We start from the raw sequence: 22,938 nt of genomic DNA on the forward strand, positions 1-22,938 counted from the left end.
ATGGCAATGCTCTCCCCCCTCCCGGTCCGCAACGGCGTGAACGCCACCCGTTTGCGGCTGCCCGGTACCGGCCCCTGGCCCACCGTGGCGGCCTACCTGCTCGAACGCTTCGGCCATGTGGACCCCGAGGGGATCCTGCGCCGCTTCGAGCAACAGGAGATCGTGGGCCTGGCCGGGCAGCCGCTGCACGCCGGTACCCCGCTGGGTGAGCACGAGTTCATCTGGTACTACCGCTCGCTGCCAACCGAAACCCGGATCCCGTTCGAGGCCAGGATCCTGCACCAGGATGATCATCTGGTTGTCGTGGACAAACCGCACTTCCTTCCTACCACACCCGGCGGGAAGTTCATCCAGGAATCCGCACTGGTCCGGCTGCGCAACCACACCGGGATCGATGATCTGGTTCCCATGCACCGGCTGGATCGCGCGACCGCCGGAGTCATCCTCTTCGCCGCAAACCCCGCCACGCGTGGCGCCTACCAGACCCTCTTCGAACGCCGGGAAATCCGCAAGAGCTACCAGGCGGTGGTCGCCTTGGAACCCGGCGCAGGGTTGGAAACCGGCAAGGTGCTCGCCGCCGGAGATGTGATCGCCGAGCACGACAGCCAAGAATTGGAAGAGCTGCTGGAGCGGCTTCCCATGGACTTTGAAAACCGCATGAGCAAGGTCAAGGGACAGCTGCGTTCGGTGGTCGAGGAAGGACCGGCCAATGCCCGCACCCATATCCGCTTGGCGGCCCGGGGGCGGAGCACCGGGTACTTCAAGGGACTGGACGTGGCACTGCTGGATCTCGACCCGCTGACCGGAAAAACCCATCAATTGCGGGTACATCTGGCCTCCCTGGGCCTGGGAATCATCAATGACGCGTTCTACCCGCGGCTCTGGGACCTGGCTCCGGACGACTATGCCCGGCCACTTCAACTACTGGCCACATCGATCGCCTTCACCGACCCGCTGACCGGTTCCGAACGCCGTTTCACCTCCGAATTGACCCTCTCGGAAAGCCCCCGCGGAGCCTGAAACCGACTCTGGCCAAGCTCCCCATTTGTTCCTAGTCTTTAACAAACCCCTGGCGGACGACTGGGCACGGTGCAACCGGGCCGGAATAGATGGTGAACGATGACCTCGGACAGCGATCGACAGCGACTGCAGTCTCTGGTGGATTCCGCGCAGCACGCCATCGCTCAGAAGGCATCTGCCAGCCCACTGGAGTTACCGTACACACCACCGGATCACCGCCCGAGTCCCGAGATCGAGACGTTGGATTGGCTCCGTGCCGGGATCTTCGCCCTGGCCGCGGCGTTGTTGATGGTCACGGTGCTGGCGTTTACCTCCAACGGCACCTGGCGCCCGGCTGCGGACCTGCTCAGCGTTTCACGCATCCAGTCCTACGCCTGGCCGGTCATTTCGATCTTCCTGCTGCTCAGCTCGTTGTTCGCGCTGCTCCCACAACAAGTTTCCGCGCGTCGGCAGAGGGCTGTGAGCATCTATCCGAGCATCATGGCCGCAACCATGGGCTGCGCACTCACCTTCTCCGCTTCCTTCCTGCCCTGGGCGGCCGTCGTCCTGGCGGCTATCAGCTGCATTGCCGGCTTCCTGGGCATTCGGGAACTGAACCGTCACACCGCCCGCAACACCCTTGAACGATTGCTCACCGATGCCCCGCTGAGCCTGTGCACCGGGTTCTCGCTGGTCTTCACGGCACAACTGTTCTTCGCGGCAGCCGAATGGAATGGGCAGACGCATGCCGCCAAGGCGCTGCTGGCCTTGCTGGCACTGGCCGTCATGGCCTCGGTGGCGGCGCATTCCGAGCGGGGCCGCCATGCTCTGGCACTGGGATTCGTGGCCGGAACCCTCGCGGTTGCCCTGGCCCAATGGCTTGACGGGGCGGGTCCCTGGTGGTTGTCGATTGCCAGTGTCCTGTGCGGATTGGTTGTGGTGGTGGCCGCGGAAAACCGCCGCCACCAGATCACCCATGCCGAACACCGTATCGCCCGGGGCATGCCGGTCGATTCCTAGCGCATCCTATTTCGGTGCCATCCGGATCGCCCCATCCAGCCGGATGGTTTCGCCATTAAGCATGGCATTCTGCACGATATGTTGGACCAGAGCCGCGTACTCGCCGGGCTGGCCCAGACGCGAGGGATGTGGAACCTGCGCGCCCAAGGAATCCTGTGCGGCCTGCGGCAGGCCGGACATCATGGGGGTGTGGAAAATCCCCGGGGCAATGGTCATCACCCTGATCTGGTAGCGCGCCAGTTCCCGGGCCAAGGGCAGGGTCATGGCGGCTACCGCACCCTTGGAAGCGGCGTAGGCCGGCTGCCCGATCTGGCCGTCGAAGGCCGCAACCGAGGCGGTGTTGATGATGACACCGCGTTCACCGGTGCCGCCGAGGCCTTCCAGGGAATCGGTCCGGCTCATGGCCTCGGCAGCCAGTCTGATCACGTTGAAGGTGCCGTTGACGTTGATCTCCAGCACCTTGGCAAAGCGCTCCAACGGCAACACCCCGTCGCGTCCGAGCACCTTGCCTGGAGTGGCTACACCGGCGCAGTTGACCACGATCCGCAGCGGCCCGAGTGCCTCCGCCGCATCCACCGCCCGTTGCACCTGGGCCGGGTCGGTGACATCAGCCGGGGCATAGTGCACCTGCTGGCTGATGTCGGCAGCCAGGTCGGCCCCCTGCTCATGGGGCAGGTCGACCACCACCACCCTCGCGCCGGCCTCGGCCAGTGTCTGGGCCGTGGCCCGGCCCAGACCGGAGAGACCTCCGGTCACCAGCGCGACCGCATCCTTGATCTGCATCTGATTCCCCTCATTCGCCGTGCACTCGGCTTTCGGTTAACGATTCCTTACCGAAAACGGTTGTGGGTTCAGCCTAGTTCGGCCGTAGCGCTTTTTGAAGGGGTAGCAGGTAACAGTCTGCAGCTAGCGGGAGTTCGCCGGTTGCTCCACCTCGGAGTCCGCAGTCTGCTTCCCGCCGAGCAGGAATCCGATGACGGTCACGCCGATCCCGCAGACCACACCCACGATGAACCCGGCGGAGAATCCCTGCACGGTGGCGTTCAGCGCATCGGTGCCGGCGGCCATCTTGGCTGCGGTGCTGGCAGCCACCACACCCACGACCGTGGCCGTGCCCATGGCCCCACCCAGCTGCTGCAGGGTGGAGAGCACGGCCGAACCGTGCGAGTGCAGGTGATGCGGCAGCGGGTTCAGCGCGGTAGTGAATGCCGGAGTGAAGATCAATGACATACCCACACTCATCACCAGGTGCATCACAACCAGCAGCCAGATAGGTGTGGTGGCGTCCAGGACCAGCGCGTAGCCCACCAGGACCACGGTCAGGATCAGCCCGCCGGGGACCAACAGCGGTCGTGCACCGACCTTGTCATACAGGCGTCCGACGAAGGGCGCGAGCAGGCCCATCAACAGCCCACCGGGCAACATGATCAAGCCCGTGGCCAGCGTGTCGATGCCCAGCACCATGGAGAAGAACATCGGCAACAGGATGATCACGCCGAACAACGACACCATGGCCAGCACCATCAACAGCAGCGCCAGGGTGAAGGGACGGTAGGTGAAAGGACGCAGATCCAGCAGTGCCCTGTCCTCACGTTGCAGACGTGCCTGCAGCAGAGTGAAGCTGACCAGGCAAATCAGTGCGATCCCCAGGACAACCCCGCTAACCAGGTCCAACCCGGCGGCCGACAACCGGCTCAAACCGAACACCAGACCGCCGAAGCCCGGCAGGGCCAGCATCAGGGAGGGAACCGACAGCGGGGCCTTGGAGGCCCCCGGGGAGTTATCCAGCCGCGGGGTGCCGATGACCAGGGCCAGGATCGCCACCGGCAGCACCGCAATGAACATGAAGTGCCAGGACAGGTACTGCAGGATCACCCCGGACAGCGTGGGACCAACCGCCGGCGCCACCGAGATCACGATCGACACATTGCCCATCAATACCCCGCGCCGTTCGGCCGGCACCAGGTCCAGGATGGTGGTCATCAGCAACGGCATCATGATCGCGGTGCCCGAGGCCTGGATGACCCGGGCGATCAGCAACACGGTGAATCCCGGGGACACCGCAGCCAGCGCGGTGCCGATGGTGAACAGCCCCATGGCCAGCACGAAGGCCTGCCGGGTGCTCAGTTTTTGCAACAGGAAACCGGTCGTGGGGATCACCACCGCCATAGTAAGCATGAAGATGGTGGTCAACCACTGGATGGTGTCCTGGGTGACTTGGAACTGCTCCATCAGCACCGGCAGCGCCACGTTCATGATGGTTTCGTTCAGGATGACCACGAAGGCCGAGACGATCAGCACCGCAATCGTCATAAAGTCCTTGGCGCTCAGGCGCTCTGTGGAAGTGGTCAAGACAGTCCCCGGTCTGGTTGTAAGAAGCATGCGGCGGGCGGAATACCCGAAAAGTGATTGAACAAGCCCAATTAGTTTACCGGTGACAACTACTACTGGCTACCCCCGACTGCCACCGGGAATGGTGAATTGCGCAACACAGCCTGAACTTGTTCCGCAATCCGAGGACAGTGGTAGAAGATGGAGACATGAATGTGCGCACACCTGACCCTTATCCGGGATGGCTGAGTGAAGAGGACCTTCACGAAGCCCGTCAACGCCTTCCAATGCTGTATGTCGAGGCGATTCCCGTACGCCTTGACCCGCTGGGATACGTCAACGAGGTGGGGCTGCTGTTGACCGCCGACGGCGAGGGCCGGATGCGCCGCACCTTCGTCTCCGGCCGCGTCATGTACCGCGAGACCATCCGCGCCGCCTTGATCCGCCACATCGAAAAGGACCTGGGGACCCTGGTACTGCCGCAGCTTCCACCCAGCCCGGCCCCGTTCACGGTGGCCGAGTACTTCCCCGCGCCCAGCGAAACCGGACTGACCGACGACCGCCAACATGCGGTCGCGATGTGCTACATCGTGCCGGTGCGCGGCGAGTCCACCCCGCGCCAGGACGCCCTGGAACTGACGTGGCTTTCCCCGGCCGAGGCGCTCAGCTCCCAGATCCAGTCCGAGTTCGTCGGAGGCCGTGAGAACGTGTTGCGCCAGGCCATGGCCCACGTGGGCATCAACTTCTAGTTCCTTGCCCCTGATCGTGGCGTCCCCGCTCACCAGGTATCTGGCGGGGGCGCTGCCCAGGCCGGCTCCCGAAGCGGCAGCAGGTTGGGGCCGGTATCCTAGGCCGTCCGGGTGCCGCGTATCCGCAACAGCAGCCGGCCGAACAGGCTGCCACCGATCACGCCGAGGATACCCACGGCCGAACCGATCAGGGTCTCCACGATCCGGTCGTACATCACCGCGGTCGACAAACCGGAGACGAGCGAGACCCCGATCAAGGCCAGCGGGGTGACGAAGATCTGGGCCAGGAAGTAGTTGCGGATCACCAGCATCTCGGTCATGAACTGGAGCAGCCCGATGCAGACCACCAGCACCAGCACCGGTGGGTTGGCCAGCACCAACGCTGCCATCAGGAGCATCCCCACCAGGGTGCCCAGAACTCGGTGCACGCCACGACGGACCCGCATCCGGGTGGTGTGACCCACCAACGGGACGACCGCGGCGACCATGGCCCAGTAGTTGTGCCCGGCATCCAGCCGGCTGCCGACCGTGTTGGCCAATGCCCCGGCGGCACCCGCGGTCAGCACGTAAAAAAGGCCTTCCCACCAGATCGCGCTCTTCACGTTTCCGGATAGTGGAGGCAAAGCGGTGCGCTGCCAGACATTCGCCCATTGGCCGATCGCCCCACTGGCCCCGACGACGATTTGGAACACGATCGTGGCGGCGGCGGCCAGCAGCGCCTGCCCGGCCGGAGCAGGCTCGGCAATGGAGGCTATCGCGGCAAAGGCGAAGATATGGAACAGCGAGCCGGCCGGACGCAGCCGCAGGAACCCGGCGGCCACCGAGCAGGCCCCGGCCACCAGGGTGGTCGCCCCAACCAACTGCCAGGACTTCAGTTCGGGATCATCGTGGTTGATCCACCAATGCGAGGCGAGCAATGCCAAGGCGATCACCGCGAAGAACAGGGCACCGGAACGCAGCTGCATGCGCAGGCGGTTCCAGTAGCCGTCCACCCGGCCATAGACCCCGGTGAAGGCTCCGAAGACCACGAAGACCATCAGGTCCAGGCGATTGATTGCCAGCAACAGGATCAGTGGCGCGAAGATGCCGATGCCGGTACGCAACCCGACCCAGTGGTCCTTGCGGGCCGGCCCCAGCGTGATCAACGATTTAAGGGCCCCACCCGGTCCTGACTGCTTCAAGCTCTGCCCACTTCCCTGCTGCACTTGGCCTTTGATCCCATCTTTCCATTGTGGCTTTCCCCCGGGTCCGAATCCCGGTTTGATCCCACCGGCCACCTGTCGTTTTCCTCACGGGCCCACCCATACGGCAAACTAGAGTGGTGCCCGAAAAGACTTTTGATCCCGCCACCGCCCATTCCCGCCAAGCCGAGTTCTCCTTCGAGGTCGGCACGCGCCTGACGGCGCAGGACGGCTCCGAGATGCTGGGCCGCACCGGCACCATCACCACCCCGCACGGTCAGGTGAAAACCCCGGCCTTCATTGCGGTGGGCACCAAGGCCACCGTCAAGGCGCTGACCCCGGCACAGGTGGAGCGGCTCGGTGCGCAGGCGGTACTGGCCAATGCCTACCACCTGTACCTGCAGCCCGGCGCGGACATCCTGGACGAAGCCGGGGGCTTGGGCCGGTTCATGGGGTGGGACGGCCCGACCTTCACCGACTCCGGCGGCTTCCAGGTGATGAGCCTGGGCTCGGGTTTCAAGAAGGTCATCGACATGAAATCGGTGGACCAGTCCGGACCGGACGATGCGGTCGCCCCGGGCAAGGAGCGCATGGCCAATGTGGACGAGGACGGTGTCTGGTTCAAGTCCCATCTGGATGGCACCAAGCACCGCTTCACCCCGGAGGTCTCCATGGGGGTCCAGCACCAGATCGGCGCCGATGTCATGTTCGCCTTCGACGAATTGACCACCCTGCAGAACTCGCGTGGCTACCAGGTCGAGTCCCTGGAGCGCACCCGGCGTTGGGCAATCCGCTGCATCGCCGAGCATTTCCGGCTGACCGACGAGCGCGCCGCCAAGCCTTACCAGGCATTGTTCGGGGTCATCCAGGGCGCCCAGTACGAGGATCTGCGTCGCAAGGCCTGCCAGGATCTGGGGTCGATGGCCTTCGACGGTTTCGGCATCGGCGGGGCGTTGGAAAAGGAGAACCTGGGTACCATCGTTGGCTGGTGCTCGCAGGAACTGCCCGAAAACAAGCCCCGGCACCTGCTGGGCATTTCCGAACCCGACGACATTTTCACCGCCATCGAGAACGGCGCCGATACCTTCGACTGTGTCTCCCCTACCCGGGTGGCCCGGAATTCGGCGTTCTACACCCCCAACGGGCGGTTCAACCTCTCCGGGGCACGCTACAAGCGCGACTTCACCCCGCTGGTCGAAGGCTGCGACTGCTACGCCTGCCTGCACTTCACCCGTGCCTATATCCACCATCTGTACAAGGCCAAGGAACTGCTCAGCCATACCCTGATCTCGATCCACAACGAGCACTTCACCGTGAACCTCGTGGAATCCGCCCGCCAGGCCATCGAGAACGGGACCTTCTTCGACTACAAGGAGAAGGTCATGAGCCGGTACTACGCGGGCAAACCGGATCCGCAGGGGAACCCGGCCGCCTAGTCGGGCTGCCGGGTCTACCTCGCCCGCCCCGGGACCATTGCCCTGATCCTGGGCGACCCGGCCACCACCGCGATGCCCCAGACGATCCAGGGCACGCCGGAGGTTCCCGCCAACAGCACCACCAGCAACGGCAAAGCCGCGAGCATGGTGGGCAGCACCCCGCTGATCACATGGGATACCGATATCAGGGCGCCGGCGGTGGTGCCGATGCCCCGCAGTGCCGCGTCCAGATCCTGGTGGCCCCGTCCGGCACGCTGACTGACCCCGGCCACCACGCCCGTTGCCGCCAGCAGCACCGCCACCAGCAACGCCCACGGGTCACCGACCACGAAGAACAGCTGCCCTGCCAGTGCCGCGAGTCCGGCGATCAGCAGGGCGGGAAGCAGCACGGCCCATACCAGTCCGGTCGATATCTGACACCGCCCGATCCCCAGGATCCTGGACCAGGTCCCGCCGGCCAGCAACGGTTCGAATCCCGTGGACATGGCCAGCATCAGCTGTACCAGCAACACCAGCATCATGAGGGACAGGGCCACCGGATTCGCGGCGTCCTGCACCAGCAGCAGCAAAGCCGTGCACACCCCCTGGCTCATGAGCATCCGCCGGTGCAGCCCACGGCGAAGTACACGTTTGACGACGATCTCGATGGCCACCGGAAGCATCCCTCCCCGGGATCGGTGTGGCGCTGGCACCCGGCGTATGGCGCGGGGTTCGGCGACAGTGGCCAAGGCGCCGGCATCCATCACGTGCAGTGCAGCATGAACGGTATGCTGGCGGTGCCCGGCGGCCCGTAGCACTTTCGGTGCAAGCTGTTGCGCCGCCTGCCGCGCAGTGGAACGCAGGCACGCCATCGCCACCAGGCAGAGCCCCAGGACACCGACGAATACTGCCGGTTGCCAGAACAGACCCTCCAATGCGTCCTGACCGGGTCCGAGGACACCGACCGCTTGCAACACCCACTGTGCGGCATACCATATCCCGAGCAGGTACAGGACCAGTGCCGGCAGCCGGTGTGCGAGCCGTCCGGCCGCCCGGTGCTGGATGAGAAGTGCCGTATCCGCCAGCACGGCCCCGGCCACCAGGGCGGTGAGCAGCCCGCTGAGCGACATCAGCCAGCTCGGGGACGGCAAGACCGCTGCGGCCAGGGAAAACCAGAGGATCCAGCCCGAAACGCAACCGGTGATGCCGATCAGCGCGGCCTTGCGTCGCGCACCACGGCGCAGGCCATCCTGCTCGATGGGCAGCGGCAACCACCAAAGGCCCTGGGCGCCGGTCACCGCTGCGGGTCCTAGCCAGAGCAACAGATGCAGGACCAATGCGGGAATCACCAGCACTGCGGCAAGCAGCACCTCGGACAGGGGCAGGAATGCGCTGGGCAAGGCTACCGGTGTCGCGAATTCCCCGAGCAACGCACCGAGTCCGGCCCGCAGGAAGCCGAAGGAATAGGCCAGTGCAAAAACGACGATGATCACCCAGATGTACACATCGGAAAACGCGTCGAATTTCTCGGCGCGGCTACGGCCGCGACGAGCATGGCGAAGCACGCTGCGTGGATCGAACCCGATGCTCCCGGCGGCCGTCTCACGCGCCGCCAAGCCACGCCACCGCCCTGTCCGTTTCCAGAAGGTGCCAGTCCCCGTCCTGCAACAGCAGCACCTCGCGGGTGCAACGGCCGATCAGCAGCGGATCATGACTGACCAATACCAGCCCGGCTCCGTCGGCGCGTAGTCGCTCCAACCGCTCCGCCAGCCGTACCCGGAAACCGGGGTCCAGCCGCTGTTCCGGTTCGTCAAGTACCAGGAATGCGGACGGACGAATCAGGCAGGCAGCCAACATCAGTTTGCGAGGCTGGCCGGAGGACAGCTGGTGGGGAAACGCATCGGCCACCGGCAATAGATCGAAGAAGCCCAGTTCGTTATCCACCGCCTGCCTCGGATGGGCCAGACCGTGCCCGCGAGCGGTCAGACCCAGGTGTTCGGCCACGGTCAATTCGTCGAAGAACGTACCGTCTTCGACGAGCAGGGCCAGATCCCGTCGATAGTCCATGGAGGATTCATCCAGGGTGGTTCCTCGGTTTTCCACACTGCCGGCCACCGGAACCTGCAGGTCGAAGATGGTGCGCAGGACGGTCGATTTCCCGCTGCCATTCGCACCAATGATTCCCAGCCCCTGCCCCTGGAGGATGTCCAGGTTCAATGGAGCGCACAGGGGCTGGGTACCGTACCCGGCACTCAGCTCGCGTATGCAAATCTTCCCGATATCCTCGCCCATGGTTCGAGGCTACCGGGACACCGCCGGCATGAATGTCGACCGAAGTGCGTTTTTTAGGTCCGGTTCCCGCCATCCTGAGTCGGTTGCTGGGCGTATCCCGGCTCGCGGCGCTTGAACCAGCGGATGACCAGCGAGGTGAGCGGCACGAAGATAATCTCCACTCCGGTCTTGTATACGAAGCCGACCACGACGTAGTTCATGAACTCCCCCGCAGTGCTGATCCCGATCACCGAAGCGGCGATGGAGCAGAAGATCAGCGTGTCCAGGAATTCGCCGACCCCACTGGAACCGATCAGGCGCCCGATCAGACCACGTTCGCCAAACCGTTCCTTGAGCTTGACCAGTACCCAGGCATTGGCCATTTGTCCCACCAGGAACCCGAGGATCGAGGCGAACACGATTCGCCAGATCGGACCAAGGGTCCGCTCCAGTGCGTCCTGCCCGTCATAGAAATCAGCAGATGGCAGGGCAATCATCACCCAGAAGGCCAGGACCGAGAAGATCGCCAAACCGAAGGTGACCAGGATCGAACGTCGGGCCGCTTTGAACCCGTAGACCTCGGAAATCACGTCGCCGAGGATATACGCCAGCGGGAAGAGGAAAAATCCCCCATCGGTGATCAACGGCCCAAAGGCCACGCCCTTGGATGCTCCGATATTGGACAGGATAACCACGGCGCCCATCAGGGCCAGAACCGTGGAGAAATAGGGACTACCGGCCGCCGCGAAGACGGCCTTGGAGGTGCGTGCAGGTTTGGGGGTGGCGTTTAATGCGCCCATAAGGATTCCTAATCAAAGTGGTTCGCCAGGGCACACCGCGCCGACCCGTGCACGGAAAAATGCACACCGGAATGGCTAGAGGTGGGAGGGTGACCCCGCTGTATTAGCACTTGCCGCTCCATTATCCCATGCGACCCCCAGTCAACAATTTCCTATCTGACAAGTAACTATGACGCACCTCACACCTCCTTCGGGAGTAGTGTCAAACCCATTTCCATCTGGCTTTCTTCGATAAAGAGACCTGATGAAATACAACGACAGGTTCGTTTCCAGTCAGCTTCAACCTTTTCATGGAAAATTTTTGAACGCGTTCAAAAAATCGTTACACTGATGAGCAGGGACATCCCGGCGAACAGAAGGAGCGCTCATGCAACCGCGCACGGGCAAGGGGCAGAGCACCAAGGCGGCCTTGCTTGACACGGCACTGACGGCCTTCGCGGAACTCGGGTATCACCAGGCCAGCATGCGGACCATCGCCCAACGGGCAGGCCTCTCCCTGTCGCATGCCTACTACTACTTCACTTCCAAGGAACAGATCGTCGCCGAGCTGCTGGTAAAACTGCGCCAGGAGCAGGCCGACCTCTGCCAAGAGGCCCTGGACGAGGGAAACACCCTGGAAAGCAATATCCGCCATGCGCTGGACATCTCGGTGACTACGCTGGGGCCCTATCACGGCTTCGGACCCACATTCCTCAAGGTCCTGCTGGGCTCGGCCCAGCAACCCGAGGTTCCCGGAAGGGATATCGAATTGCGCATGTGGCAACAAGTCGTCGAAAAATCCCGGCCATTGCCGCCCCTGGGAATCCGGCGCGACCTTCCCCGATTCCTGTTGCTGCTGTCCCGGATGCTCTTCTCGCTGTGGGCCTATGACACCTCACCGCAACAGAACCGGTCCCAGCGTCTAATGCGCAATGCAGCACCGGTCGCCGCCAAATTCGCGGTCCTGTCCCGGCTCCCGGTGGTTCGCTCGCTTTTTGATGACCTGCTCGGGCTCATGGACGAATCCGCAGCCCACCAGGAGGGCAGCGGATCCGCCACCCGTCTCGAAACAAGCGGCAAACGCACCAGGTCCCTCGCGTCCTAACCGCAATCCGGGCTGCGCCGGGGTATCACCTGTCACAGTGTTCGAAAGCGTCCGCCGAATGGGCGTAAAGTCGAAAACAAGAACCACCCGTTCCACATGCCAGAGGAGCCAAGCATGACCCCCGCCGCCCGACCGCTTCCCGAATGGACCAATGGCTACGCCAAGCTCCGTGACCGAATCGCATCCGTACCCGCGCCGGGCATTCTCCGATCGGTCGCCGCGGATGGGGGCGATGTGGAGCTGTTGCGTTACTGGCCAGAGGACACCTGGCAGATTCCGGCGGATACCAACAGGCTGATGCTGCTTGGCCAACCGGTCGAACACAGCTCAGCGGCTCTCGCGGAACAAGGCTGGCAACTCGGCGCGACCCTGGTCCTGCTGGCCGGGCGGCCCGACGATGTGGAGCAAGTGGTCAAGCTCCCTGACACCTCGGCACTCTTCGAGGCACCCATGGACGACTACGACGTGGTCGAGGTCACCGATTTCGACCGGCCTGTCGCGCGCGGCAGGATGCACTTCGGCCCAAACTACGCCCTGCTTTCCGATCCCGACCTGTTCTCCCCTTCCGATCCGGATACCGCACGGCGCGCGGTCCTGGCCAACTTTGCCGGATCGGCATTCCAGCACGGGCTGCCGTGGCTGCTGCTAGTGGCCTCCGAGGACAATGCCCGTGAACTGGCTGAAGGCTGGTCCCGTGCCACTCGAATCAGCGTCATGATGCGCGAGCGGAACTGAACCGCCGCGGCGGATTACTTACACTGGAGATCATGACTTATCTTACTACCGCACCCCGCCCTGCCATCACGCTGACCATCGCCGGCTCCGAAGCTACCGGCGGCGCCGGAGCGCAAGCCGACCTGAAGACCTTCCAGGAACTGAACACCTATGGCATTGTCGCGTTGACCTGCATTGTCTCCTTTGACCCGAAGAACAACTGGAATCACCGATTCGTGCCCGTTGACACGCAGGTCATCGCCGACCAACTGGAAGCCATCCAGGGATGCTACAACGGCAGCCTGGACACCGTGAAGCTGGGCATGATGGGTTCACCCACCACCATTGATACCGTGGCCGGGGCACTGAAGAAGCAGCCGTGGAAGAATGTCGTTCTTGATCCGGTACTGATCTGCAAGGGACAGGAGCCGGGCCACGCACTGGATACCGACCAGGCCTTGAAGTCCAACCTGCTTCCCCTGGCCACCTTCGTGACCCCGAACCACTTCGAGGCAGAACAGCTATCCGGCCTGAGCATCAACAGCGAAAACGACCTGATCGCCGCGGCCAAGAAGATCCATGAGGACTCCGGTGTCGTGGTGCTGGCCAAGGGCGGGGTGCGCATTGCCGGCGAGGATGCAGTGGACGTGTTCTACGACGGCCACACCCTGGAGGTATTGCGCGAGAAGAAGATCGGCGACGTGGCAGTCTCCGGCGCCGGCTGCTCATTGGCCGCCGCCGTCACTGCCGAGTTGGCCAAGGGAGCTTCGCCCCTGGAGGCTGCCCGCACCGCCAAGACCTTTGTCACCGCGGGCATCCGTAACCGCGTCGCTGGCGCAACCCCCTTCGACGCGCTCTGGCAGGGCGGGCGCCGCTAGGCCCAAGGATCCAGGGCCTTTTTGCGGTCCGCTTCCCCGACAAACCCGGTTGGCCGGTCAACGTTTTATTGTGTTGTCCAGCCAACCGGGTTTTCCCTTTCCCTGCAACGTCACGAACCACCGAGAATTCCGGCGCATTGGCCAATCGGCCATCGCGGTAGCCGATAGGTTAATCTGAAACTTTCCCCGCGACGGCTTCCCGCGGCCCCGACAAGACCCCCAGTCGGCGCAGTATCCGGATCTGAAAGGCCCGATCCATCCCGCACGCGGACACGGGGCCGCTATTCAACAGCTGTTTAGAATGTTGCGCAGCTCACATATGATGGCGAGCTAGGACCCTGGCGCAGTCGCGGACACCAGGGGAATAAGCAGCTGGTGGACTACGAAGCATGGGGTCCTTGAAGTCACGAGCTGGCACTCGCAAGTGCCATTTCCGCGGACCATCAAGGAGAATCATGATCACTCGGCGCACCCCACGCCTTGCGCGCACGATCATGGCGTCGGCCACTGCCCTGGCATTGGCCGTCACCGTAACCCCACTCGCCGCTGCGGACCCCGTTCCGCGCCCGGCCGACGGCGGGGAAGCCCAGTCGCTCGGCGGCAAGGTCAATTCAGCCCTCTCGTCCCGGAAGGTCTCCGGCCCCTTGGCCAAGTCCAACGGTGAGGTTTCTGTTTACGTTCAGCTAGAGGGTGCTGGCGCTTTCGAGGAAGTTGAGGTCAAAACCAGGAAACGTGACACTAATCGGGTCAAGCGGATCCGCTCGGATGTTGAAGGCAAAGGCCGGGAACTGGCCAGGGCCTCCGATTCCCGGGTCTTGTACACCACTTCCAATGCCCTGCGGGGTGTAGCCCTGCGCGGTGATGCCGAGGACCTGCGGGAGCTGGCAACCCGGGAGGACGTCACCAAGATCAGTGCCATTGTCCCGAAGTACCCGACCAACCGAGGCAGTGTCATCGACACCGGTTCGCTGGAAAGCTGGACCGCGCTGGAGAAAACCGGCAAGGGCGTGAAGATCGCGGTGCTGGACACCGGGGTGGACTACACCCACGCGGGATTCGGCGGACCGGGAACACTGGAAGCCTACGCACAGGCCCAGGCCTCGGAGGCACTGCCCTCGGCAGACACGGGACTGCGTGATCCGGAGAAGTTCATTGGAGGATGGGATCTGGTGGGCGATGACTACAATGCCAACCCGAGCGATCCCGACTACCAACCGGTGCCCAAACCGGATCCGAACCCGCTTGACTGCCAAAGTGCGGGACACGGTTCGCATGTGGCCGGCAGTTCCTCCGGCTACGGCGTCACCGCCGATGGTGCCACCTTCCGCGGCGACTACACCTCGCTGACGGCCGAACAGGTTGCACAAATGCATGTCGGGCCGGGCACCGCACCCGAATCACAGATCATCGGCATCCGTGTCTTCGGCTGCGCAGGCTCCTCCGCCGTGGTGGGCCAGGCGCTGGATTACGTTCTCGACCCGAATGGGGACGGTGATTTCTCCGATCGGGCCCACGTGGTGAACATGTCCCTGGGTTCGGACCGCTCCCCCACGGATGATCCGGAGAACGACATCGTCGACGCGCTGACCAAGGCCGGGATCCTCTCGGTGGTTGCCAGCGGCAACGCAGGAGATGTCACCGATGTCGGCGGATCCCCTGGCAACTCGCGCAGCTCACTGACGGTTGCGAACACCGTGGGGTCACAGGTCACCATGGATGCCGTCCAGGTTGACGCACCTGCGGATCTGGCAGGCAACGTGGCCGGGCAGTACTCGGTGAATTTCGATTACACCTCCGCTGATCCCGCTGCGCTCAGCGGGGACGTGGTGATGGCCCCGGAAGCCAACCGTTTCGGTTGCCAGGCCTTCGAAGCGGGATCCCTGGAAGGACAGTGGGTGTGGCTGCAGTGGAGCGAGAACGGCGAGTTCCCCTGTGGTTCGGGGGCCCGCTTCGACAACGCGGCAGCTGCCGGGGCAACCGGTGTACTGCTGGATTCCGAGACCAATCTCTTCGATGCCGGCATCGCTGGCAATGCGGTTATCCCGGGAGCGCAGTTGACACGGGACAACTCCGAGACGCTGCGGGCCGCCGCGCAGGCGGAAACGCTGAGCGTGACGTTGTCCCCCGATCTGATCGGTGCGGCATCCGGGAATTCCGGGGCGAAGGACACCTTGAATTCCTCTTCCTCACGTGGTGTGCACGGGTCGAACGGAATCGTGAAACCCGATGTCGCCGCCCCGGGAACCCAGATCGGTTCGGTAGCGGTCGGCACCGGAAACAAGCCGTCGGTCAAGTCCGGCACCTCGATGGCCACCCCAATGGTGGCAGGAATCGCCGCGCTGGTGCTTGAGGGAACGGACTACACCCCGGAGCAGGCCAAGAGCCTGATCATGAATACCGCGGCCACCGACGTGTTGGCCACCAACGGCGAGCCCTACGGGCCGAACCGGGTTGGTACCGGACGGGTGATGGCCGATGCCGCGATCACCTCCCCGGCGTACGCCTATGACTCGAAGAACCCGGACCTGACTTCCGTGGTCTTCGGAGTGATCGAATTGGATGCAAAGAAGAAATTCTCCGCCACCCGATCGATCACGGTCAAGAACACCTCGGCCAAAACCGTGAAATACCAGCTGAAGTACATCCCGTCGACCAGCATCCCGGGTGCCAGCTACAAGCTGGACCGCTCGTCGGTGAAGGTCGCGGCGGGCAGATCCGCCAAGGTGAAGGTGACTCTGAACATCGATCCCCGCAAGTTCTCCAAGACCCTGGATCCCACGATGGACGCAGTGCAATCCGGCCTGGCCCGCCAGTGGGTCAGTGACGTGACCGGCCGGGTGGAGCTGAGCAGTCCCAAGGCCCCCACATTGCGGGTACCGGTGCAAGCCGCCCCCAAGCCCACTGCCTCGATGGGCGCCAAGGTGGACCAGCTGAAGAAGGGCAAAAACACCACCGGCATCAAGCTCAAGGGCAAGGATGTGCAGGTCGGTCGCGGAAGCGGCCAGGTCACCTCGTTGCTGGGGGCTTTCGAACTGGGTGCCACCAGCCCCCGTGAGGCCAAGAGGCTGGACTCCATTCCGGCAGCCAGCGCCATGGATCTGCAGTATGTGGGTGCTTCGAGTACCGCCGGGAAGACCGGGGTCGCCGATGGACTGGTGAATATCGGCATCTCGACCTGGGAGAACTGGGCGAACCTGGCCGGGGCAACCGAGCTGGACATCGAGTTCGACACCGATGCCGATGGCCAGGCCGACTTCGTTTCCTTCACCACGCAGATCGATGGAATCGACCTGGATCTGGTGGCCACCTTCGATCTGGCCAACGGCGAACAGGTGGATCTGCAGCCGGTCAACGGGGTACTCGGAGATGTCGACACCAACAGCTTCGACACCAATGTGGCCATCCTGCCGGTCGCATTGTCGGCTCTGGGGCTGGATGAATCCAGCACCGAGATCTCCTACCGGGTACAGGCCTACTCCTGGTACCACACCGACGACGATGGCGCGTTGGTGCCGGTGGATGAGACCGAATGGATCAGCTTCGACGTGAGCGCTCCGCAACTGGACTTCGGGGCGAGCGGAACCCTGTTCACCGACGTGAAGAATACCCGCATCCCGGTCACGGTCAAGGACACCGCCAAGGAATCCAAGGTGTTGCTGCTCCACCTGCATAACGCCACTGGAAACCTCGACGGCAAGAAAACGAAAAAGAAGGCTGACATCAATGACGGCGACCGCGCCCAGGTGCTCACCATTGCGCCCGCTAAGAAAGGCAAAGGGAAGGGGAACAAGTAGTCCGCGCTGAGGGCGGGTCCCCGGTTCAGCCAACGGCAGGGCCGGGGATCAGTCCTGCCCGGTGGACAGCAGCCGCTCGGCCATGACCACGGTGGCCGCCTGCTCCACCTTGGCGGCGAAGTCGTTGTCCGCCTCCGCTTCGTCGGCGAGCGCCTGCACCATCTGCAGGGCCGGTTCACTTCGCACGCACAGTGCCATGGTGCCGCCGGCCTGGATGAACTGTACCGCGCGTTGGCCCACCTCGATCCCCGAGACGGCCACCGCATCACACAGGTCGTCGGAGATCACCAGCCGCTCGTAACCCAACTCTGTGCGTAGCAGGTCGGTGACCACCGCTTCGGAGAATGGAGCCAGGTTCTGGTCATCAAGCTCCGGGTAGCTGGCGTTGGAGATCATCACCCAGGCCAGGTCCTGGGTGATTGAGTCGGCAAAGGGCAGCAGGTACTCGTCCTGTACCGTCGTGGTGGTGTCCGCCACGTTGGCGGTGGTATCGGTGTTGCCCTTGACCCTCCCCAGACCCGGGAAATGCTTGACCACCGGCTGGATCCCGGACCCATGCAGCGATTCGTTGACCTGTCGCACAGTCATGCTCACAGATACCGGGTTGAAAGCGTAGTTCCGTTTCCAATAGCCGATCGGTTCGTTACTCGAGGCCAGTTCTTCGGGCACGGTGTCGGCCACCGGGGCCAGGTTGATGTTGATTCCGGCCTCGGCCAGTTCCCCTCCAACCACGGCGATGGTTTCACGCAGCCGGGATTCCGACCAGCCTCCCTGTTCCACGGCGGTGGGTAGCTCACTGAACCCCGGCCCCTGGAGCACCCGCACAAAACCGCCTTCCTGGTCGGTGGCCACCCATACGGGTAGGTCCTGGGGAAGGTTTCCGGCCAGTGCCTGGGTCATCTTCTCGACCTCATCACGGGTTTGTGTCACCGACAATTGGGAGCGTCCGTGCAGGAAAACACTGCTGATCCCGGCCTCGGCCAGTGGCTCAAGCTGGGCGGCGGCGGCCCCGGAGGCTGGTACTCCCGCCATAACGAGCATCGCCGCCTGCTGGGCGGGGTCCAACGCCTGGACCAGCCCGGCGGCTACCTCGTTGGTGTCGGGAGTCGGGGCTGGTGTGGGGCTCGGAATGGGCGGAGCCGACTCCGACGCACCGCCACCGTCACCGGAATCCGGTGCACCCGTAGCACACCCGACCAGGCTCAGAGCCAGCACGGGGACAAGGACACGGGCGCTGCGTATCAGGCTCATGAAGTCATTGTGGCATTCAATAAGCCTGTTCGCACTATGGACGCGGGTGGCTATCGGACAACTCCCACGTTTCCCATCCCTGACGTTCAGGCCCTGACTGCGGGCAATTCCTCCCAGTCCGTGGTGTACCGCTGGGAGATGAACTCGCGTTTCATCGACCAATCCGGTTCCTGCGCAATCCCGGTCCGCCCCAGCCCGATGGCCCTGGAACCGAAGCGTTGGGTTACCTGCTGCACCATGTGGCTGATTCGTTCGCCGCCGGTATTGCCTGCCGAGGCGGGCCGCTCTCCTTCGGTGTGGCCAAGCCCCAGTTCGAGTTCCTCGGCGTCCGGTTCGTCGCTGAGTCCGGAGAGGATCACTCCCCCGCGCACGTAATCGTTCCCGGGCTCCATCAACCCGTCCATGGCCTTCACCGCCAGGGAAGTGAGCAGGATCGGATCCCGTGTGGCCCGCGGCAGGCGGATCTGCGCCGAGGGGAAGGATTGCTGGCCCGAGGCGAAGCGGCTGGTACCAGCGGTCACTGTCATGAGGCTGGCATAACGGCCCTCGCTGGCCAAGCGCGAGGCGGCTTTCTGGGCATAGTAGCTCATCACCTCGCGCATCTGTTCCCTGGAACGCACGGGGTGGGAAAAGGAGCGGGTGAACATCACCTGCCCCTTGTCCGAACGCTCCTCGACCGGGCCGATACAGCGGGTACCGTTGAGTTCCAGCACGGTGCGTTGCAGGACCACGGAGAACCTCTTGCGGATCGCCTGCGGATCGGCCGCGGTCAGCTCGGCGATGCTCTGGATTCCCATTCCGGCCAGCTTGCTCCCGGTTTTCGAGCCCACACCCCACACATCGGTTACCGGAACCAGGGACTTGATCCGCGCCAGCACCGACGGTTCCATGAGTTCCTCTACGCAGACCCCCGCCAGGTTCGGGTTCTTCTTGGCCACGTGGTTAGCGAATTTGGCCAGGGTCTTGGTCGAGGAAACCCCCACGCAGACCGGGACCCCCACCGCCTGGTGGATCGCAGCCCGGATACCGGCGGCGCTGCGTTGCACCTGCACCGGTGAACCGGTCAGCCCGAGGAACGACTCGTCAATCGAGTACACCTCCTGCCAGGTACCGAACCTGCCCAGTACCTCCATGACCCGGGCGGACATGTCCCCGTAGAGTTCGTAGTTGCTCGAACGCACCACCAGGCCGTGGCTTTGCTGCAGGTCGCGGACCTTGAAGTAGGGAACACCCGTGGTGATCCCCAGGTCCTTGGCCTCCTGCGACCGTGCCACCACGCAGCCGTCGTTATTCGAGAGCACGACCACGGGGCGGTGGCGCAAAGCGGGGTCGAACACACGCTCGCAGGACACGTAGAAATTGTTCACGTCCACCAAGGCGATGTATTCGCCACCGCGTGTGGCCGATTCAGCGGACATAGTGCAGGCACCTGGTCACCAGGCCGAAGACCTCGACATCATCGGCCTCGGCCAGCCACTGGGGGTCTTCGGACTCGTCACTGAGCAGGCCGGCCCTCCCCTGTTCCAGCTGCCAGCGGCGAACGAGCAACTGGTCGTTGTGGCGGAGCACCACCACACTGCCGTGTTTGGGAATCCGGGCGCGGTCCACGATGATCTCGTCTCCGTCGTAAATCCCGGCCGAGGTCATCGAATTGCCGCTGACCCGCATGATGAAGCTGGAGACCCGGTCGGTGATCAGCAAGCGGTTCAGGTCAAGTCCGGCGTCGTAGTAGTCCCGGGCAGGCGAAGGGAACCCCATGGCCTGCACGGCGCTCACCGGTCCCGCACTTGATGGTTCGGGGACCACCGGTTCTCCTGTTCCCATAACCCGCCAATTTTCGCACATATATTCGAACTACATGAATTCTAGCAAGGATCCGCCCAATGATGTCTATGCTGGTACAACAAATGAGATCCGCCGACGGGTCACCCAGCGAGGAAAAGAGCCGTATTGCAGAAGGTACTACTGGTCAGCTGTGGGGACGTCGGAATAGAAACCGGCCTGCGCTTCCAGGCACGCGGGGCGAAAGTTACCGCGTGGCGTAGAAGCCCCGAGCACTTGCCGGCGATTTTCGACGCCCATCGGGTTGACGTGGCCAACGGGGAGCTTCCACCCATCGATCCCGAAACGGAGATCGTACTGTTCACCCCGGTGCCTTCCCGCCGCGATCTGGCCGGATACGAACTGAATTACCTGCGCACCACCCAGCGGCTGGTCACCGCCCTGCAGGCCCAAGCCCCCTCGCTCTCACGCTTCTTCTATATATCCTCCACATCGGTGAACGCGGGTCAGGACGGACAGTGGGTGGACGAACACCACGCCAAGGCCCCATCACGGCCCACCGCACGGATCCTGGCGCAGACCGAGGACCTGTTGCTGGAATCCGGGCTTCCGGTGACGATCCTGCGGGCCTCGGGAATCTACGGTCCGGGCCGCACCCGCCTGATTGATCTGGTGCGCTCGGGCAGCGCCAGGTTGCCGTCCGGATCCCGGTGGACCAACCGGATCCACCGGGACGACCTGGCCAAGGCCGTGGTCCACCTCGCCGAATTCGGGCAAGGCATCAAGGACCTGTATCTGGTTACCGATAACCGTCCGTCGCAATTGGCCGAAGTCTACGAACACCTGGCAGCGTCCCTGGGTGTACCCCTGCTCGCGACCGAGGATGACGCGCCACAGCCGGCCACCGATCGGCGACTGAGTAATACGTTGCTACGCTCCACCGGCTGGGAACCGACCTTCCCCGACTACCGGGAAGGGTATCGGGCCATCATTCGCGGCTCAGCCAAGCGCCACCACTGATTCCGGACGTCCGGCCATCCACCGGGAACAGCAAAGCCGCACGTCCTGCCGCGCACCGGAATCCGGTGCGCGGCAGGACGTGCGGCAGACGTAGTAGGCTCAGAAACCCTTGCGCAGCGGGTTGAAGTGACGTGCCACGCCCGGAACCGACTGGCCGGTGATCTGCGAGGCCAGGATCTTGCCGGTCAATGGGCCCAGAGCCACACCCCACATGCCATGGCCGCCACCGACGGAGATGCGTGCGGAGTTGGTTTGGCCGATCAGCGGCAGGCCGTCGGCGGTGCACGGGCGCCCGCCAACCCACTCCTCCTTGCGGTTCTCCCAATTGATCCCGGCATACACCGGCTTGGCCGCTGCCACGATGGCCTCGATGCGCTTGGGTTCGAGCTTGTGGTTCGCGTCGCGGAATTCCATGGTTCCGGCAATGCGGAAGCGGTCCCCCAACGGGGTGCAGGCCACACGCTGGGCTGGGAAGTAGATCGGGTGGGTGGGCATGTGCTCGGGTTCCACGGTGAAGGAGTAGCCCCGCCCGGCCTGCACCACGATGTTCACACCGAACTTCTTGGTCAGGTCGTTCATCCAGGCGCCGGTGGCCATGACGGCATGGTCTGCGGTGATCGCCCGCCCCTCGGAGCCGATAACGGTGACCGATCCGCCGTTGTCCCGCACGTCGGTGACGTTGAAGGCACCGATGATGTCGCCGCCACGGGCAATCACGGACTCGGCCAGCGAATCCATGTACTTGGGAGGGTTCAGGAAGCGCTGGTTCTTAATGGCAATACCGGCTGCCACCTCGCCGGAGAGGGTCGGCTCGATTTCCCGCAACTCGTCACCGGTGAGCAGGTCGAACTCGACATTGCCCCCGGTCTTGTGGATCATCTCGAATTCATGCAGCAGCCCGTCACGGTCAGCCAGGCTGCGGAAGCCCGTGAGGAACGGGTTGGCGGGCAGGGTCTTCTCAGACACACCGGGACCGGCCTGGGTCGACTCAGAAATCTCGTCAAACGCGTCCAGACCGGTGGTGCCGATCTCGGAGAAGGTGCGCATGGCCTTCTCCCAATTCTTCGGGGTCGAATGCCAGGCGAAACCGAGCAGGAAGCGAATCAACTTGGCATCGGCCTTCAGTGGGATGTAGAGCGGCGAGGCGGGGTCGAACATCATCTTCAAGCCGTTGGTGAATACCGACGGTTCGGCGATCGGCAGGGTCAACGCCGGGGTCAGCCACCCGGCATTACCCCATGATGCACCCGAAGCAACCCCACCGCGGTCAACAACGGTCACCTTGACACCCTGCTCCTGCAGGTACCAAGCGGTAGACAGCCCAACGAAGCCGGCTCCGACAATGACAACATGATCCGGCGATACACCCTTGGCCATGATTTGCACTCCTTGAATTCTTCCGGCGTTCCCCTGGCACAGGGGAAGTACTTCGCTCTCACCTTCTCGGCTTTTCCCGGCATTTGCAACGGGATCCGATAAATCATCGGTGATCTGGAACACATGATCCAAATATCCGAATAAAATCAATTGGTTCCAATGATTCTCCGCAATAAATTTGGCCGATTCCCGATATTGACACAAGGTTCCCCGAATACGGCATGAAATCCCATGTTTTCACGACTCGGCTCGGCCATGCCCCCGGCAGGGCC

Annotated in this window: 19 protein-coding genes; 9 read left to right on the top strand and 10 right to left on the bottom strand. The window is 63.5% G+C overall.

Annotated elements, in window-relative coordinates:
- Together OK351_RS09945 and OK351_RS09950 are read left to right on the top strand one after the other, a co-directional pair.
- The gene (locus OK351_RS09945; RefSeq protein ID WP_265158429.1) at positions 1–1,020 is read left to right on the top strand and encodes a pseudouridine synthase; all 1,020 of its coding nucleotides are present in this window, start codon (positions 1–3) and stop codon (positions 1,018–1,020) included.
- 99 nt (positions 1,021–1,119) lie between these two features.
- On the top strand, positions 1,120–2,019 hold the full coding sequence (locus OK351_RS09950; protein WP_265158431.1) for a hypothetical protein: 900 nt from the start codon (positions 1,120–1,122) through the stop codon (positions 2,017–2,019).
- Positions 2,020–2,025: 6 nt separating this feature from the next.
- Here OK351_RS09950 and OK351_RS09955 read toward each other — a convergent pair whose 3' ends face one another.
- The gene (locus tag OK351_RS09955; protein ID WP_265158433.1) at positions 2,026–2,802 is read right to left on the bottom strand and encodes a 3-hydroxyacyl-CoA dehydrogenase; all 777 of its coding nucleotides are present in this window, start codon (positions 2,800–2,802) and stop codon (positions 2,026–2,028) included.
- 123 nt (positions 2,803–2,925) lie between these two features.
- Positions 2,926–4,371: a DHA2 family efflux MFS transporter permease subunit gene (locus OK351_RS09960; protein WP_265158435.1), complete on the bottom strand. Its 1,446-nt coding sequence runs from the start codon at positions 4,369–4,371 to the stop codon at positions 2,926–2,928.
- Between the two features lie 188 nt (positions 4,372–4,559).
- Between OK351_RS09960 and OK351_RS09965 the strand changes: the two genes are divergently transcribed.
- Entirely contained in the window at positions 4,560–5,099 is a 540-nt protein-coding gene (locus OK351_RS09965) for an NUDIX hydrolase family protein (RefSeq protein WP_265158437.1), read from the top strand.
- A 98-nt stretch (positions 5,100–5,197) separates the two neighbouring features.
- On the opposite strand, the gene OK351_RS09970 is transcribed toward OK351_RS09965, so the two are convergent.
- On the bottom strand, positions 5,198–6,280 hold the full coding sequence (locus OK351_RS09970; protein WP_265158439.1) for an FUSC family protein: 1,083 nt from the start codon (positions 6,278–6,280) through the stop codon (positions 5,198–5,200).
- A 140-nt stretch (positions 6,281–6,420) separates the two neighbouring features.
- Here OK351_RS09970 and tgt point away from each other — a divergent pair, with 140 nt between their 5' ends.
- Entirely contained in the window at positions 6,421–7,716 is a 1,296-nt protein-coding gene (gene tgt / locus OK351_RS09975) for a tRNA guanosine(34) transglycosylase Tgt (RefSeq protein ID WP_265158440.1), read from the top strand.
- Between the two features lie 14 nt (positions 7,717–7,730).
- Here tgt and OK351_RS09980 read toward each other — a convergent pair whose 3' ends face one another.
- From OK351_RS09980 to OK351_RS09990, 3 genes are read right to left on the bottom strand one after another with little or no spacing between them, the layout of a single operon-like run.
- Positions 7,731–9,311 (bottom strand): hypothetical protein, encoded by a 1,581-nt coding sequence (locus OK351_RS09980; protein ID WP_265158441.1) that lies wholly within the window; start codon positions 9,309–9,311, stop codon positions 7,731–7,733.
- The gene (locus OK351_RS09985) at positions 9,298–9,987 is read right to left on the bottom strand and encodes an ABC transporter ATP-binding protein (protein WP_265158442.1); all 690 of its coding nucleotides are present in this window, start codon (positions 9,985–9,987) and stop codon (positions 9,298–9,300) included. Before OK351_RS09985 ends, OK351_RS09980 begins: the two co-directional genes overlap by 14 nt.
- Before the next feature lie 53 nt (positions 9,988–10,040).
- On the bottom strand, positions 10,041–10,766 hold the full coding sequence (locus OK351_RS09990; protein ID WP_265158443.1) for a queuosine precursor transporter: 726 nt from the start codon (positions 10,764–10,766) through the stop codon (positions 10,041–10,043).
- Positions 10,767–11,133: 367 nt separating this feature from the next.
- On the opposite strand from OK351_RS09990, the gene OK351_RS09995 reads away from it, so the two are divergent.
- The 4 genes from OK351_RS09995 to OK351_RS10010 all read left to right on the top strand — a co-directional run bounded on the left by OK351_RS09995 (position 11,134) and on the right by OK351_RS10010 (position 17,236).
- Positions 11,134–11,850, top strand: coding sequence for a TetR/AcrR family transcriptional regulator (locus OK351_RS09995; RefSeq protein WP_265158444.1), 717 nt, complete (start codon positions 11,134–11,136; stop codon positions 11,848–11,850).
- Between the two features lie 114 nt (positions 11,851–11,964).
- A complete protein-coding gene (locus tag OK351_RS10000; protein ID WP_265158445.1) occupies positions 11,965–12,585 on the top strand; it encodes a hypothetical protein in 621 nt (206 codons plus the stop codon).
- Between the two features lie 32 nt (positions 12,586–12,617).
- The gene (locus tag OK351_RS10005; protein ID WP_265158446.1) at positions 12,618–13,442 is read left to right on the top strand and encodes a hydroxymethylpyrimidine/phosphomethylpyrimidine kinase; all 825 of its coding nucleotides are present in this window, start codon (positions 12,618–12,620) and stop codon (positions 13,440–13,442) included.
- 455 nt (positions 13,443–13,897) lie between these two features.
- A complete protein-coding gene (locus OK351_RS10010) occupies positions 13,898–17,236 on the top strand; it encodes a S8 family serine peptidase (RefSeq protein WP_265158447.1) in 3,339 nt (1,112 codons plus the stop codon).
- Between the two features lie 48 nt (positions 17,237–17,284).
- Here the strand turns inward: OK351_RS10010 and OK351_RS10015 are convergent, their stop codons facing one another.
- From OK351_RS10015 to OK351_RS10025, 3 genes are all read right to left on the bottom strand, one after another.
- The gene (locus tag OK351_RS10015) at positions 17,285–18,487 is read right to left on the bottom strand and encodes a glycoside hydrolase family 3 N-terminal domain-containing protein (RefSeq protein WP_265158448.1); all 1,203 of its coding nucleotides are present in this window, start codon (positions 18,485–18,487) and stop codon (positions 17,285–17,287) included.
- Between the two features lie 86 nt (positions 18,488–18,573).
- Positions 18,574–19,905 (bottom strand): Y-family DNA polymerase, encoded by a 1,332-nt coding sequence (locus OK351_RS10020; protein ID WP_265158449.1) that lies wholly within the window; start codon positions 19,903–19,905, stop codon positions 18,574–18,576.
- Positions 19,895–20,311, bottom strand: coding sequence for a LexA family protein (locus OK351_RS10025; RefSeq protein ID WP_265158450.1), 417 nt, complete (start codon positions 20,309–20,311; stop codon positions 19,895–19,897). The genes OK351_RS10020 and OK351_RS10025 overlap by 11 nt, the downstream gene beginning before the upstream one ends.
- Positions 20,312–20,437: 126 nt before the next feature.
- On the opposite strand from OK351_RS10025, the gene OK351_RS10030 reads away from it, so the two are divergent.
- Positions 20,438–21,289: an NAD(P)H-binding protein gene (locus OK351_RS10030; protein WP_265158451.1), complete on the top strand. Its 852-nt coding sequence runs from the start codon at positions 20,438–20,440 to the stop codon at positions 21,287–21,289.
- Positions 21,290–21,388: 99 nt separating this feature from the next.
- Here the strand turns inward: OK351_RS10030 and OK351_RS10035 are convergent, their stop codons facing one another.
- A complete protein-coding gene (locus tag OK351_RS10035) occupies positions 21,389–22,684 on the bottom strand; it encodes an NAD(P)/FAD-dependent oxidoreductase (RefSeq protein WP_371931423.1) in 1,296 nt (431 codons plus the stop codon).
- Positions 22,685–22,938: the final 254 nt, after the last annotated feature.

It is taken from the genome of Glutamicibacter sp. MNS18 (assembly GCF_026107515.2).
GTDB lineage: Bacteria > Actinomycetota > Actinomycetes > Actinomycetales > Micrococcaceae > Glutamicibacter.

Bases quoted from the DNA above. Each gene is read 5' to 3' on its own strand.
- OK351_RS09965 (WP_265158437.1), top strand. From the start codon at position 4,560: ATGAATGTGCGCACACCTGACCCTTATCCGGGATGGCTGAGTGAAGAG.
- OK351_RS09955 (WP_265158433.1), bottom strand. From the start codon at position 2,802: ATGCAGATCAAGGATGCGGTCGCGCTGGTGACCGGAGGTCTCTCCGGT.
- OK351_RS09995 (WP_265158444.1), top strand. From the start codon at position 11,134: ATGCAACCGCGCACGGGCAAGGGGCAGAGCACCAAGGCGGCCTTGCTT.
- OK351_RS09945 (WP_265158429.1), top strand. From the start codon at position 1: ATGGCAATGCTCTCCCCCCTCCCGGTCCGCAACGGCGTGAACGCCACC.
- OK351_RS10005 (WP_265158446.1), top strand. From the start codon at position 12,618: ATGACTTATCTTACTACCGCACCCCGCCCTGCCATCACGCTGACCATC.
- OK351_RS10025 (WP_265158450.1), bottom strand. From the start codon at position 20,311: ATGGGAACAGGAGAACCGGTGGTCCCCGAACCATCAAGTGCGGGACCG.
- OK351_RS10020 (WP_265158449.1), bottom strand. From the start codon at position 19,905: ATGTCCGCTGAATCGGCCACACGCGGTGGCGAATACATCGCCTTGGTG.
- OK351_RS10010 (WP_265158447.1), top strand. From the start codon at position 13,898: ATGATCACTCGGCGCACCCCACGCCTTGCGCGCACGATCATGGCGTCG.
- OK351_RS09985 (WP_265158442.1), bottom strand. From the start codon at position 9,987: ATGGGCGAGGATATCGGGAAGATTTGCATACGCGAGCTGAGTGCCGGG.
- OK351_RS09990 (WP_265158443.1), bottom strand. From the start codon at position 10,766: ATGGGCGCATTAAACGCCACCCCCAAACCTGCACGCACCTCCAAGGCC.
- OK351_RS09950 (WP_265158431.1), top strand. From the start codon at position 1,120: ATGACCTCGGACAGCGATCGACAGCGACTGCAGTCTCTGGTGGATTCC.
- OK351_RS10015 (WP_265158448.1), bottom strand. From the start codon at position 18,487: ATGAGCCTGATACGCAGCGCCCGTGTCCTTGTCCCCGTGCTGGCTCTG.
- OK351_RS10000 (WP_265158445.1), top strand. From the start codon at position 11,965: ATGACCCCCGCCGCCCGACCGCTTCCCGAATGGACCAATGGCTACGCC.